The sequence below is a fragment of the Burkholderia sp. GbtcB21 genome (genome assembly GCF_019091065.1).
Taxonomy (GTDB): domain Bacteria; phylum Pseudomonadota; class Gammaproteobacteria; order Burkholderiales; family Burkholderiaceae; genus Burkholderia; species Burkholderia pyrrocinia_C.
Window position 1 is genome coordinate 296,201 of sequence record NZ_JAGXKA010000007.1, and the last position, 13,343, is coordinate 309,543.

At 64.3% G+C, this 13,343-nt stretch carries 10 protein-coding genes and 1 tRNA gene; 9 read left to right on the forward strand and 2 right to left on the reverse strand.

What is annotated here, in order from left to right; genetic code table 11:
* The first annotated feature begins 9 nt into the window (after window positions 1–9).
* From fdnG to KVT39_RS18795, 8 genes are all read left to right on the forward strand, one after another.
* Window positions 10–3,081: a formate dehydrogenase-N subunit alpha gene (fdnG, locus tag KVT39_RS18760; protein WP_217589955.1), complete on the forward strand. Its 3,072-nt coding sequence runs from the start codon at window positions 10–12 to the stop codon at window positions 3,079–3,081.
* 10 nt (window positions 3,082–3,091) lie between these two features.
* The gene (gene fdxH / locus KVT39_RS18765; RefSeq protein WP_034179967.1) at window positions 3,092–4,006 is read left to right on the forward strand and encodes a formate dehydrogenase subunit beta; all 915 of its coding nucleotides are present in this window, start codon (window positions 3,092–3,094) and stop codon (window positions 4,004–4,006) included.
* Window positions 4,003–4,629: a formate dehydrogenase subunit gamma gene (locus KVT39_RS18770; RefSeq protein WP_059599523.1), complete on the forward strand. Its 627-nt coding sequence runs from the start codon at window positions 4,003–4,005 to the stop codon at window positions 4,627–4,629. The genes fdxH and KVT39_RS18770 overlap by 4 nt, the downstream gene beginning before the upstream one ends.
* Before the next feature lie 107 nt (window positions 4,630–4,736).
* Window positions 4,737–5,672 carry a formate dehydrogenase accessory protein FdhE gene (gene fdhE, locus KVT39_RS18775; RefSeq protein WP_217589956.1) on the forward strand — a complete coding sequence of 312 codons (936 nt, stop codon included), beginning with the start codon at window positions 4,737–4,739 and terminating at the stop codon, window positions 5,670–5,672.
* A 75-nt stretch (window positions 5,673–5,747) separates the two neighbouring features.
* Entirely contained in the window at window positions 5,748–7,187 is a 1,440-nt protein-coding gene (gene selA, locus KVT39_RS18780; protein ID WP_105390814.1) for an L-seryl-tRNA(Sec) selenium transferase, read from the forward strand.
* Window positions 7,184–9,109 (forward strand): selenocysteine-specific translation elongation factor, encoded by a 1,926-nt coding sequence (selB, locus tag KVT39_RS18785; protein WP_034179963.1) that lies wholly within the window; start codon window positions 7,184–7,186, stop codon window positions 9,107–9,109. Before selA ends, selB begins: the two co-directional genes overlap by 4 nt.
* Window positions 9,110–9,140: 31 nt before the next feature.
* Window positions 9,141–9,236: transfer RNA gene (locus tag KVT39_RS18790), tRNA-Sec, on the forward strand.
* A gap of 170 nt (window positions 9,237–9,406) precedes the next feature.
* Window positions 9,407–10,660, forward strand: a complete 1,254-nt coding sequence (locus KVT39_RS18795) for a site-specific integrase (protein WP_193093043.1) — start codon at window positions 9,407–9,409, stop codon at window positions 10,658–10,660.
* A gap of 347 nt (window positions 10,661–11,007) precedes the next feature.
* On the opposite strand, the gene KVT39_RS18800 is transcribed toward KVT39_RS18795, so the two are convergent.
* Entirely contained in the window at window positions 11,008–11,301 is a 294-nt protein-coding gene (locus tag KVT39_RS18800; protein ID WP_107313287.1) for an H-NS family nucleoid-associated regulatory protein, read from the reverse strand.
* A gap of 684 nt (window positions 11,302–11,985) precedes the next feature.
* On the opposite strand from KVT39_RS18800, the gene KVT39_RS18805 reads away from it, so the two are divergent.
* Entirely contained in the window at window positions 11,986–12,552 is a 567-nt protein-coding gene (locus KVT39_RS18805; RefSeq protein WP_199855888.1) for a hypothetical protein, read from the forward strand.
* Between the two features lie 65 nt (window positions 12,553–12,617).
* On the opposite strand, the gene KVT39_RS18810 is transcribed toward KVT39_RS18805, so the two are convergent.
* Window positions 12,618–13,271, reverse strand: a complete 654-nt coding sequence (locus KVT39_RS18810; protein ID WP_107313286.1) for an acyl-homoserine-lactone synthase — start codon at window positions 13,269–13,271, stop codon at window positions 12,618–12,620.
* Between the last annotated feature and the right edge of the window lie 72 nt (window positions 13,272–13,343).

A 13,343-nucleotide genomic window follows, 5' to 3' on the forward strand; every position in this document is an offset into this window, starting at 1 on the left:
GAGACCACCATGCTACAAATGTCCCGGCGCCAGTTCCTGAAGGTGACGGCCACGTCGCTTGCCGGATCGAGTCTTGCCCTGATGGGCTTTTCTCCATCCGAAGCGCTTGCCGAAGTCCGACAGTACAAGCTGGCGCGCACCGTCGAAACGCGCAACACCTGTCCTTACTGCTCAGTGGGTTGCGGCATCCTCATGTACAGCCTCGGAGACGGCGCGAAGAATGCGCAGCCGAGCATCATCCATATCGAGGGAGATCCCGACCATCCCGTCAATCGCGGCACGCTGTGCCCGAAGGGCGCGAGCCTGATCGACTTCATCCACAGCCCGAACCGCCTGACGCACCCCGAATACCGTGCGCCCGGCTCGGACAAGTGGGAACCCATCTCGTGGAACGACGCGCTCGACCGGATCGCGAAGCTGATGAAGGCCGACCGCGACGCGAACTTCGTCGAGACGACGGAAGACGGCGCGAAGGTCAACCGCTGGCTCACGACCGGCATGCTGGCCGCGTCGGCGGGCAGCAACGAGGTCGGCTACCTGACGCACAAGACTATCCGTAGTCTGGGAATGCTCGCATTCGACAATCAGGCGCGTGTCTGACATGGCCCGACGGTGGCAGGTCTTGCCCCGACGTTTGGCCGTGGAGCGATGACGAACCATTGGGTCGACATCAAGAACGCGGACGTGATTCTCGTGATGGGCGGCAATGCAGCCGAGGCCCATCCGTGCGGTTTCAAGTGGGTAACGGAGGCGAAGGCGCACCGCAAGGCGCGGCTGATCGTCGTCGACCCGCGCTTTACGCGTACGGCCTCGGTGGCCGATTACTACGCGCCGATTCGCACCGGCACCGACATCGTCTTCCTGGGCGGCGTCATCAACTATCTGCTGACGAACGACAAGATCCAGCACGAGTATGTGAAGAACTACACGGACTTCACGTTCATCGTGCGCGAGGATTTCGCGTTCAACGACGGCATCTATTCCGGCTATGACGCGGAGAAGCACGCGTACCCCGACAAATCGAGCTGGGACTACGAGCGCGGCGACGACGGATTCGCGAAGGTCGACCCGACGCTGCAGCATCCGCGCTGCGTGTACAACCTGCTGAAGCAGCACTACGCGCGCTATACGCCGGACATGGTTGCGCAGACCTGCGGCACGCCGAAGGAGAAGTTCCTGAAGGTGTGCGAGATGCTCGCGACGACGGCCGTGCCAGGCCGCGCCGGCACGATCCTGTACGCGCTCGGCTGGACCCACCACTCGATCGGCGCGCAGATGATCCGCACCGGCGCGATGGTGCAGCTGCTGCTCGGCAACATCGGCATCGCCGGCGGCGGGATGAACGCGCTGCGCGGCCACTCGAACATCCAGGGGCTGACCGACCTCGGGCTGATGTCGAACCTGCTGCCGGGCTACATGACGCTGCCGATGCAGTCCGAGCAGGACTTCGAGGGCTACATCAAGAAGCGCACGCAGCTGCCGCTGCGGCCGAACCAGTTGAGCTACTGGAAGAACTACAAGGCGTTCCACGTCAGCTTCATGAAGTCGTGGTGGGGCGATGCGGCGACCGCCGAGAACAACTGGGGCTACGACTACCTGCCGAAGCTGGACAAGCAGTACGACCTGCTGCAGGCGATCGAGCTGATGAATGCCGGCAAGATGAACGGCTACATCTGCCAGGGCTTCAACCCGCTCGCGGCGGCGCCGTCGAAGGTGAAGACGGCCGCGGGGCTCGCGAAGCTGAAGTGGCTCGTCATCATGGATCCGCTCGCGACCGAGACGTCCGAGTTCTGGAAGCATCACGGCGACTACAACGACGTCGATGCGTCGAAGATCCAGACCGAGGTGTTCCGTCTGCCGACCACGTGCTTTGCGGAGGAAAACGGCTCGCTCGTCAGTTCGAGCCGCGTGCTGCAATGGCACTGGAAGGGCGCGGAGCCGCCGGGCGACGCGAAGAGCGATCTCGAGATCATGTCGGGGCTGTTCCTGCGCATGCGCAAGATGTATCAGGCAGACGGCGGCAAGTATCCGGACCCGATCGTGAACCTGACCTGGCCGTATGCGAACCCGGCAAGCCCGACGCCCGAAGAGCTCGCGATGGAGTTCAACGGCAAGGCGCTCGCCGACTTGCCCGACCCGAAGGATCCGACCAAGACGCTCGTGAAGAAGGGCGAGCAGCTCGCCGCGTTCGCGCAACTGAAGGACGACGGCACGACCGCGAGCGGCTGCTGGATCTTCTGCGGCGCATGGACGCAGGCCGGCAACCAGATGGGGCGGCGCGACAACTCGGATCCGACCGGCATCGGCCAGACGCTGAACTGGGCGTGGGCGTGGCCGGCGAACCGGCGGATCCTGTACAACCGCGCATCGTGCGACGTGAACGGCAAGCCGTTCGATCCGACCCGCAAGCTGATCGGCTGGAACGGCAAGGCGTGGGCGGGCCCCGACATTCCGGACTTCAAGGCGGACGAGCCGCCCGAGAACGGGATGGGGCCGTTCATCATGAACCCGGAAGGCGTCGCGCGCTTCTTCGCGCGCGCGGGGATGAACGAAGGTCCGTTCCCCGAGCACTACGAGCCGTTCGAGACGCCGATCGGCACGAACCCGCTGCACCCGAACAACCCGCAGGCGCTGAACAACCCGGCCGCCCGCGTGTTCCCGGATGACCGCGCGTCGTTCGGCAAGGCACCGGAGTTCCCGCATGCCGCGACGACTTACCGCCTGACCGAGCACTTCCACTACTGGACCAAGCATGCGCGGCTGAACTCGATCATCCAGCCCGAGCAATTCGTCGAGATCGGCGAAGACCTCGCGAAGGAAGTCGGCGTCGCGCATGGCGAACGCGTGAAGGTGTCGTCCAAGCGCGGCTACATCATCGCGGTCGCACTCGTCACGAAGCGGATCAAGCCGCTGACGGTCGACGGCAAGAAGGTCCAGACGGTCGGCATCCCGTTGCACTGGGGCTTCAAGGGTCTGACGAAGCCCGGCTATCTCGCCAATACCCTGACTCCGTCCGTGGGTGACGGCAACTCGTACACACCGGAATTCAAGTCGTTCCTGGTGAAGGTCGAAAAGGCGTAAGGGGAAAGAGATGGCATTGCAATCGCTGGATATCAAGCGCGTCTCGGCCACCACGACGCCACCGCCCACGGTGCGCGAACCGGTGACCGGGAGCGTCGCGAAGCTGATCGACGTATCGAAGTGCATCGGCTGCAAGGCATGCCAGACGGCGTGCATGGAGTGGAACGACCTGCGCGACGAGGTCGGCACCAACGTCGGCGTGTACGACAACCCGGCCGACCTGACCGAGCACTCGTGGACGGTGATGCGGTTCTCCGAATACGAGAACCCGGCAGGCGACCTCGAATGGCTGATCCGCAAGGACGGCTGCATGCACTGCGAGGATCCGGGCTGCCTGAAGGCGTGTCCGTCGCCGGGTGCGATCGTGCAGTACAACAACGGGATCGTCGATTTCCACGAGGAGAACTGCATCGGTTGCGGCTATTGCGTGACCGGCTGCCCGTTCAACGTTCCGCGGATCTCGAAGAAGGATCATCGCGCGTACAAGTGCACGCTCTGTTCCGACCGCGTCGCGGTCGGCCAGGAACCGGCCTGCGTGAAGACCTGCCCGACGGGCGCGATCGTGTTCGGTACCAAGGAGGACATGAAGCAGCACGCGGCCGAGCGGATCGAGGACCTGAAGGAGCGCGGCTTCGAGCATGCGGGGCTGTACGACCCGCAGGGCGTCGGCGGCACGCACGTGATGTACGTGCTGCACCATGCCGACAAACCGTCGCTGTACCACGGGCTGCCCGACAACCCGTCGATCAGCCCGATGGTGAAGCTGTGGAAGGGCATCGCGAAGCCGCTCGCGGTCGCCGGCATCGCGCTGACGGCGCTTGCCGGGTTCTTCCACTATGTCCGGGTCGGTCCGAACGAGGTGAGCGACGACGAGGAATCGGCCGCGCGCGACGAGGCGCGACGCATCAAGGAGGACGCGAAATGAAGCACGACGACCCCAACCTGATCGTCCGCTACTCGGCGAACGAGCGTACGAATCACTGGATCACCGCGATCACGTTCGTGCTGCTCGCGCTGTCCGGGCTCGCGCTGTTTCATCCGTCGATGTTCTGGCTGACCGCGCTGTTCGGCGGCGGCCAGTGGACGCGGATCCTGCATCCGTTCGTCGGCCTCGTGATGTTCGTGTCGTTCGCGATCCTGGTCGTGCGCTTCTGGCACCACAACGCGCTCGACGCGGACGACCGGCAGTGGCTGAAGCAGATCGGCGACGTGCTGACCAACCAGGAAGACAAGCTGCCGCCCGTCGGGCGCTATAACGCCGGGCAGAAGCTGCTATTCTTTACGTTGGTGGCATGCCTGCTGTTGCTCCTGCTGTCGGGGATCGTGATCTGGCGGCGCTACTTCTCGTTCTACTTCCCGATCGGGGTGATTCGCGCGGCCGCTGTCGTGCATGCCGTGGCGGCCTTCGTGCTGATCGCGAGCATCATCGTGCACATTTACGCGGCGTTGTGGGTGAAGGGCTCGATCGGCGCGATGGTGCGTGGCACCGTCACGCTGGGCTGGGCCCGCAAGCACCACCCGAAGTGGTTCCGTGAAAGCGTGAAATAACGCACCGGAGCGGGGCGGTTCGCCGATCGCGGCGGGCCGCTCCGTCAGCCGTCGGAACTGCCCGAAGCGCCGATCCGTCGGCGCTTGTTTATTTGGAATACATTTCTGTGACACAACGCATTCTCGAACCGACCGAGATCTCGGCACTCGATCATTCGGCCATTCCGCGCTTTCGCCTGCCGGAGCGCGCCACCGCGTTTGCGGCGCGCGCCGCGCGGCTGCGCAAGCTTGCCGACCTGAACCCGATCAGCGGCTACCTGCGGCTGATGGCCACCGTCGCCGATGCGCAGCACGCGACATTGCAGACGCTGGAGCTGCCGCTGCCGTCGAAGGAAGCGATCGCGCGTGCGCAGCAGCATTCGATGCCGCTCGTGCCGGCGCTCGACGGCGAGCGCGATCCGCGCTGGCGCGCCGTGCTGTACGAACTGCTCGATCGCGTCGAAGGCGCCGGGCTCGTCAATCCGTCGCTCGCGAAGCTGCTCGACCGGCTGCGCCTGATGGCGCCCGCCGAACTCGACGCGCAGGCCGACGCGATCCTCGCGCTGCGTTTCGCCGAGGTCGACCCGGCCACCGCGCCGTTCCTGATGGCCGCGCTGCAGGTCGTGTGGACCGATCTCGCCAGCCGCGTGACGCCGGCCGACGTTCCGTATCTCGACCAGCCGGGGCTGTGCCCGGTGTGCGGCTCGCATCCGGTCGCGAGCGTCGTGCGGGTCGGCGGCCAGTTCCAGGGCTACCGTTTCCTGCAATGCGGGCTGTGCACGACCGAGTGGCACATGGTGCGCACCAAGTGCTCGCACTGCGATTCGACGAAGGGCATCGCATACCACGGGATCGAGGGCGGCAGCGAAGCCGTCAAGGCCGAATCGTGCGACGAGTGCAAGACCTATCGCAAGATCGGCTACCAGGAGAAGGACTACGAATTCGAGCCGCTGGCGGACGATCTCGCGAGTCTCACGCTCGACCTGCTGATGAACGAGGCCGGATACCAGCGCAGTTCGCCGAACCCGCTGCTGTGGCCGGACGTGTCGCGGGAAGCGGATTGACGGCACGGGGCCGGGGGCGGTGCGCGAGCGCCGGCCCCGGCCGACTGCGAAGCATGAGACTGGAGCCACTACTACGTGACCGAACCGGGTGTGAATGAACTGAATGCGGTGCTGGCGCGCGTGCCGTCGGTCGAGCGCGTGCTGTCGTCGGCACCGCTGCAACCGCTGCTTGCCGACCATGGCCGCACGCGCGTGCTGAATGCCGTGCGCGCCGAACTCGAACGCTGGCGTACCGCCGCGCAGCACGATCCGGCGGCGGCCGAGCCGCTCGACGAGCCGCGCATCGCCGCGGCCGTCGCGCGCACGCTGGCCGCACAGAGCGCCGGCGCCGTGCGCGCGGTGTTCAACCTGACCGGCACCGTGCTGCATACGAACCTCGGGCGCGCGCTGCTGCCCGACGAAGCGGTGCGCGCGGTGATCGACGTGCTGACGCGGCCCGTCAACCTCGAATTCGATCTCGCCACGGGCCGTCGCGGCGATCGCGACGACCTGATCGACGATCTGTTGTGCGAACTGACGGGCGCGGAAGCGGCGACCGTCGTCAACAACAATGCGGCGGCCGTGCTGCTGACGCTGTCGGCGCTCGCGACGAAGCGCGAAGTGGTCGTATCGCGCGGCGAGCTGGTCGAGATCGGCGGCGCCTTCCGGATTCCCGACATCATGAGTCGCGCTGGCGCCAGGTTGCGCGAGGTCGGCACGACCAACCGCACCCATCTGCGCGACTACGCGGACGCGATCGGCCCGCGCACCGCGCTGCTGATGAAGGTGCACTGCAGCAACTATGCGATCAGCGGCTTCACGAAGGAGGCGACGCTCGCCGAACTCGCGCCGCTCGCGCGCGAGCATGGGCTGCCGGTCGCCGTCGATCTCGGCAGCGGCACGCTCGCCGACCTGTCGTTATGGGGACTGCCGCACGAGACGACCGTGCAGGAAACCGTCGCCGCCGGCGCAAACGTTGTCACCTTCAGCGGCGACAAGCTGCTTGGCGGGCCGCAGGCCGGCCTGATCGTCGGCGATCGTGCACTGGTCGCGAAGATCAAGAAGCATCCGCTCAAGCGCGCGCTGCGCGTCGGCAAGCTGACGCTCGCGGCGCTCGAGCCCGTGCTGCGTCTCTATCAGGCACCCGAATTCCTGCGCGACCGGCTCACGACTTTGCGCCTGCTGACGCGTCCGCAGCGCGAGATCGCCGAGGCTGCCGAACGCGTGCGCCCGGCGCTGCAGGCCGCGCTCGGCAACGGTTTCGACGTGACGGTCGAACCGATGTTCAGCCAGATCGGCAGCGGCGCGCTGCCGGTCGACCAGCTGCCGAGCGCCGGGCTCGTCGTGCGCACGCCGGACGGCAAGCGCAGCGGCCGCGCGCTTGCGCAGCTCGAGAAGCGGCTGCGCGAATGGCCGCGCCCGGTGATCGGCCGCATCGCCGACAACGCGCTGCGGCTCGACCTGCGCTGCCTCGAAGCCGCCGACGAAGCGGCATTCGTCGCGCAATGCGTGCCGCCCGCGGAGCCCGCTGCATGATCGTCGGTACCGCGGGACACATCGATCACGGCAAGACGACGCTCGCGCGGGCGCTGACGGGCGTCGATACCGACCGGCTGAAGGAAGAGAAGGCACGTGGCATCTCGATCGAGCTCGGCTACGCGTATACGCCGCTCGAGAACGGCGACGTGCTCGGCCTGATCGACGTGCCGGGCCACGAGAAGCTGATCCATACGATGGCGGCCGGCGCGTGCGGGATCGACTTCGCGCTGCTCGTGATCGCCGCCGACGACGGCGTGATGCCGCAGACGCGCGAGCATCTCGCGATCCTGCAGCTGCTCGGCGTCACGCACGGCGCGGTCGCGCTGACGAAGTGCGATCGTGTCGACGCCGCGCGCGTCGCCCAGGTGCGCGACGAGATCGCCGCATGGCTGCACGACTCGACGCTGGCCGGCGCGCCGATCTTCGAAACCCGTGCGACGGCCGTGGACGATCCGGGCGTCGCCGCGTTGAAGCGTCACCTGGCCGACGCGGCGATCGCGTGGCGTGCGCGCCGCGACGACGGCCTGTTCCGGCTCGCGGTCGATCGCGTGTTTACGCTCGCGGGGCAGGGGACCGTCGTGACGGGCACCGCGTTCGCGGGCCGCGTCGCGACGGGCGACACGCTCGCGATCGTGCGCACGGGCGGCGCGGCGCGCGTGCGCAGCATCCATGCGCAGAACCGGCCGGTCCAGGCCGGCCGCGCGGGCGAGCGTTGCGCACTGAACCTGGCCGGCGTCGACAAGGCCGACGTCGAGCGCGGCGATACCGTCGCCGATGCGCGGCTCGCCGCGACGTCGCCGCGCGTGGACGTCGAGCTGACGCTGCTCGCGGACGCGGGGCTGACGCTGACGCACTGGGCGCCGCTGCACGTGCATCTCGGCACGCTGCATCGCGTCGCGCATGTCGCGCTGCTCGACGGCGATACGCTCGCGGCCGGCCAGCGGATGCGCGTGCAACTGGTATTCGACGAACCGGTGTTCGCGCTGCCGGGCGACCGCTTCATCGTCCGCAATCCGCAGGCGACCCGCACCGTCGGCGGCGGTCGTGTGCTCGATCCGTTCGGGCCGGCGCGCAAGCGCCGCACGCCCGCGCGCCGCGCGTGGCTCGATGCACTTGCCGAGTGGCTCGACGAAGGGTGCCTCGATGCGCTGCTCGCGCAGGCGCCGCTCGGCATCCCGCGCGCGATGCTCACGCACCTCACCGGTTTCGCGCCGGATGCGCTCGCGTTGCCGGACGACGCGCAGGCGATCGGGCAACGCGATGCCGCGTCGAACGACGGCGCGGTGATTTCGCATGCGCACTGGCGCGCGCTGCAGACGCGGGCGATCGAGACGCTGCGCGCGTATCACGAGCGCATGCCCGACGAACAGGGGCTCGACGCCGCGCGCCTGCGGCGGATGGCTGCGCCGCTTGCCGGCGATGCGTTGTGGCGTGCGCTCGTCGATGCGCTGGTGTCCGGCGGCGAAGTCGCGCGAAGCGGGCCGTGGCTGCATCTGCCGTCGCATTCGGTGAGCCTCGATTCGCGCGAGGAAGCGCTGGCGCGGCAACTGCTGCCGCTGATTCATGCGGGGCGCTTCGATCCGCCGTGGGTGCGCGACCTGGCCCGCGACACGGGCGCGGCCGAGGACGCGGTGCGCACGCTGCTGCGCAAGCTCGCGCGGCGCGGCGACGTGCACCAGGTCGTGCGCGACCTGTTCTATCACGCGGATGTCGTACGCGAGCTGACGGAACTGGTCGCGCACCTCGCGCCTTCGAGCGGCGGCGGGCTCGATGCCGCGACGTTTCGCGACGCGACGGGGCTGGGCCGCAAACGTGCGATCCAGATTCTCGAGTTCTTCGATCGGGTTGGGTATACTCGCTTCCGCCGCGATCTTCACTTCCTGCGGCCTGACAGCGGTTGGGTGGGTATTCAGGCGTAGGCGCTCGTTGTTCTTTGGGTTGTTTCCCCGAGGAAGGCATTCGTATCCGGTGGTACGGCTGGACTTCAAATCCAGTTGGGGGTGTCAGACACTCCCGGGTAGGTTCGACTCCTGCTGCCTTCCGCCATGCCGGGCTTCCGCGGCGTTCCTTGAACTTCCTCTGAAAGTCCGCAAGCCTATGATTTTGCGGAGTTTTGTGGGTAAGGATGTGCTTGCGACGTCCAGCCGCGTCCTCCACAATTTCCTCACGAAACATGGGTAGCAACATGGGTTTTGTGGGTAGGAAAGGAGGGCGGCATGGCGGGACGACAGTTGCATCGGCTTAGCGCGCTGCGGGTCGCGAAGGCGGTGGATCCAGGACATTATGCCGACGGCGGTGGCCTCTTCATGCAGATCGCCGGCAGTGGCGCACGCTCATGGGTGTTTCGCTTCACGCTCGACAGGCGAGTGCGCGAAATGGGCCTCGGACCGCTTTCGCGAGTCTCGCTTGGTGAAGCGCGAAAGCTGGCCACTAGGTACCGCGAGATGGTCCGGGATCAGGTCGATCCCATCCTGGCACGGCGCGAAGAGCAGCGTCGTCGATTGCTCGACATCTCCGTCGATGCCAACGTGACGTTCCGTGAGGCAGCTGAAGCGTTCATTCGAGCGCACGAATCGGAGTGGCGAAACCGGAAGCACAGTCAGCAATGGGACAATACGCTGAAGACCTACGCCTATCCCATCATCGGCGATGTGCGTGTGCGCGACATCGACACAGCAATGATTGTCCGCATTCTGCAGCCGATTTGGACCAAAAAGGCAGAGACGGCGCGCCGTGTGCGGGGGCGCATTAAGGCGATCCTGGACGCGGAGACCGTGATGGGCCACCGCGCCGGTGGCAACCCTGCTCGTTACGTAGACCATCTCCAACTGGTGTTACCACGGTCAAAGAAACGCTCGCAGGTAAAGCATCATCCGGCGTTGCCTTGGGAAGACCTTCCGACGTTTATCCGGGAGCTGGAGCTTCGTCCCCGACGCGCGGCACGGGTGCTGCACCTGCTTATCCTCACGGCGACTCGCACGAACGAGGCGCGGTTTGCGCGGGTTGAGGAGTTTGATCTCGACAATCGTGTCTGGAGTATCCCGGGAGATCGCACGAAGAGCGGTCGGCCGCTGCGCGTGCCACTTTGCAAGCGGGCCGTCGAGATCGTACGCAGTGCGCTACCGAAGGCGAAGTATGGATATCTGTTTCCCGGTTGCACGGAAGGGCGCCCACTGTCGAACATGGCGATGCTGTCACTGCTGAAACGCATGTCGTACTCCGGCATCACCGTGCACGGTTTCCGGTCGACATTTCGTGACTGGGTCGCCGAATGCACCGACTATCCGGATTCTTTGGCAGAGGAAGCGTTGGCGCACATCATTACTTCGCAGACGATAGCGGCTTATCGGCGTCGCGATCAACTCGAAAGACGGCGGCTCATGATGGAGGACTGGGGGGCGTATTGTTCAAGCGGACACATGCTTGAAGCGTCAATGGCACCGGTCATGCCGCAAACGTTTGCTGCCTAAATCGACGCTGCCTCTGTTCTGGAAACGGTGCTGCGGGCCGGGTGGGTTCGCACTTGCACGGTACCGCGAGTGCGAGGCTGTGCGTCGGTATGTCGCTTGATCCTGATGCAATGCAGGCCGAATTCATCGACATCTGTCGATATCGCTGCTATGTGTGAAATAGAGCTGCCCCGGAGACGAACGGTATGGATTCCAATGGACCGCAGGGAGTCTTCAACGTTGGTCAGATAAGGCGGATCTGAATCTGTTGGGTCGGCACGGCTTGATACAGATTCAACTGGGCCTGCAGCATGAAGCCGCGTGCCCAGAGGGTGTCCGTAGGACGACCGATCGCTACGCTGCCGTGATCATTCGGCGATCAAGAAGCGATCGCGTTTCTTACCCTTGATCCATGACGGTTCGCGACCGCGCCCACTCCATGTCTTGCCCGTTTTCGGATCCTGATACTTCGGCGTTGCGGGTTGGCTGCCATTCGCGCTACGTACGCGCTTACGGCCGAAGATCTGGTCTGGCGTGAGTCCGTACTCCTGAACCCGCGCGCGAACTTCTTCAAGCACAGTCTCTAGTTCGGCCTGCCGAGCTTCTTCCGCTTGCACGAGCAGTGCATCAGCCTTGGCTTTCAATTCTTGATAGGTGGCCATTCTTCACTCCACGTGGTTAAAAGAAACAGTATTGAAATCGTCGCTTCGAAGAGTCCAATTCGGCGCGGCGCATCGGGTCTGCGACATGTCATTGTCGGAGGCGCAATTGGAACGATTGCGCGATTTTCTCATCGTTTTGACCAGGAGTCGATCATTTATCGTCTCCGAGGCCGCGAATTTGGTGGGACATCGATGCCGTACATTGGACCATTGCGGTTGGGTATGCAAATTCCGACGATCATCAGCAAACAGTCGTGCGACCGTACATCACCCACCAATGTACGGTCAACCGCTCCGATTCAGCAGGGGGCGACGGCCCTCTCTATTGAATTACGTCGCAGGCACAATGAGGAGAGCTATTTTTGTGTTCGCCAGGCCGTGTCAAAGAGTAAAACGTCAGACAAGCCACGTTACTTTTTCTGGACGTGCGTGACCTCGTGCAACGGACAGTCCAACTCTGCGTCAATGTTTTGATTGGACGTTCCGTTTTTCCATATCGTTCGACTTCGCAGACGCGCTGATCGGTGCCCCCCAATCTTCACAGTTGACACTGTTGCGAGAAGGAACGAAAAAAGATGAACCGATTTGCGCCGGCGCGATGAGTCCGGCCAGGTCGGTGCATCATCGGTCCGATTTCTCGCGGTGTGTGGAGTACATATCACCATGTTCGAGGCGAGGCCTGCTATGGAGCAACGCGATAATGTTTGGCGATCGAGTGATACAAGCGCATGCTCGGCACCGGCCTGCGATTGCGCGACCTTACAGATCCGTTTGCGAAGGGCCGAAACGCAGATTCGTCGTCTCACAAGATGCGTTCAACTGAAAGACGAGAAGCTGTGCGAGCTTGGCAAGGTCCTGGCGAACTCGGCGACCGCGCATTACTGCGTTGAAGATCGATTGCAGCGTGAACTTGACGCGCTGCGGATAGACCTGCCGGCCGACGTGCCGAGCGATCACTACGGTCCCGGTGATGGCAATTCGATGGGAGGCGGTGTAGTCGTTCGCCTGCCTTACCTGACCGCGATCCTCTCAGTTTTGTTCGACGCGATGCATGTGTTCTGGACGGATTGCGATGACGGCCGTCTGCCAAAATCTTCGACTGTCGCGCATGCGATTGATGAACGTCTCGGACTGAGGGCACAGGCAAGCGGCGAAGGTTCACGCACCGGACAGGCCTACGCATCCGCCATCCGGCCGGATTGGGTAAAGGATGCGGATAACCGGCATCACCACCGGCGATCCACATCCTAATTGTAGTCGTGGAAGTCGAGCGCACTAATTTCGGCGAAGCGCGACTGTCGTCGCCGGGAGGGGACCTATTGCACGTCTGCCGCGCAACGAGCAGCGCGTGGTACCGTCTCCACCACCGAGCCACGAACATTCGGCGTGAGCGGACGATGCCACGTGATTGAAGAGCGGAGACTATCGAGATCGGATCCAAGTTTGGCGAACGCGGCGGGCGTCAGATCAATGGCACAGACGACGAACGGGGAGCTAGCGGTCTCCGGATGAGGTCCCACATACTGAAGATCGAGGCCAAAGCGGCGATACAGTCGTGCGATGGCCTGGGTGACGACACCAATGATGCGGGTCGCGCCGAGGGATGCCGCGACGGCCATAACATAGGGAAAGAGTTGCATGCCCGAGCCGGCGAACCGCGATAGCTCCCATACGGTGGGTGACGAGGGAAAGTCGAGGTCTGACGATCGAGGAAGTAGTTCTCGGAGCAGGTATGGGGCGGTAGTCGGCATCAGGCGTGCGCAACCACATATCTGCCGTTCGGGTGTAAGTTCAACAATCTGAATGGTGTTTTCGCCATCGAAGTGATCCCATTCTATGGTTTCATTTTCCTTAACATCGGGTAGCGGCCAGCCGAGGCGGCGCACGAACACGTCGTACCGGAATGCGCCGAGTCCATCACGAAGTTCAAGCGGTAAGTCGCTCAACCTACCCGCGATAATGAGTGGCATTTGCGTTCTCCATCATTTATTGATGGGCGCCACCGTATCAAGTCGAAACAACAACGGGAACTAGTTAGGTAG

Coding starts and splice junctions, on each gene's coding strand:
- fdxH (WP_034179967.1), top strand. CDS start 3,092: ATGGCATTGCAATCGCTGGATATCAAGCGCGTCTCGGCCACCACGACG.
- KVT39_RS18770 (WP_059599523.1), top strand. CDS start 4,003: ATGAAGCACGACGACCCCAACCTGATCGTCCGCTACTCGGCGAACGAG.
- selB (WP_034179963.1), top strand. CDS start 7,184: ATGATCGTCGGTACCGCGGGACACATCGATCACGGCAAGACGACGCTC.
- KVT39_RS18795 (WP_193093043.1), top strand. CDS start 9,407: ATGGCGGGACGACAGTTGCATCGGCTTAGCGCGCTGCGGGTCGCGAAG.
- KVT39_RS18800 (WP_107313287.1), bottom strand. CDS start 11,301: ATGGCCACCTATCAAGAATTGAAAGCCAAGGCTGATGCACTGCTCGTG.
- KVT39_RS18805 (WP_199855888.1), top strand. CDS start 11,986: ATGGAGCAACGCGATAATGTTTGGCGATCGAGTGATACAAGCGCATGC.
- KVT39_RS18810 (WP_107313286.1), bottom strand. CDS start 13,271: ATGCCACTCATTATCGCGGGTAGGTTGAGCGACTTACCGCTTGAACTT.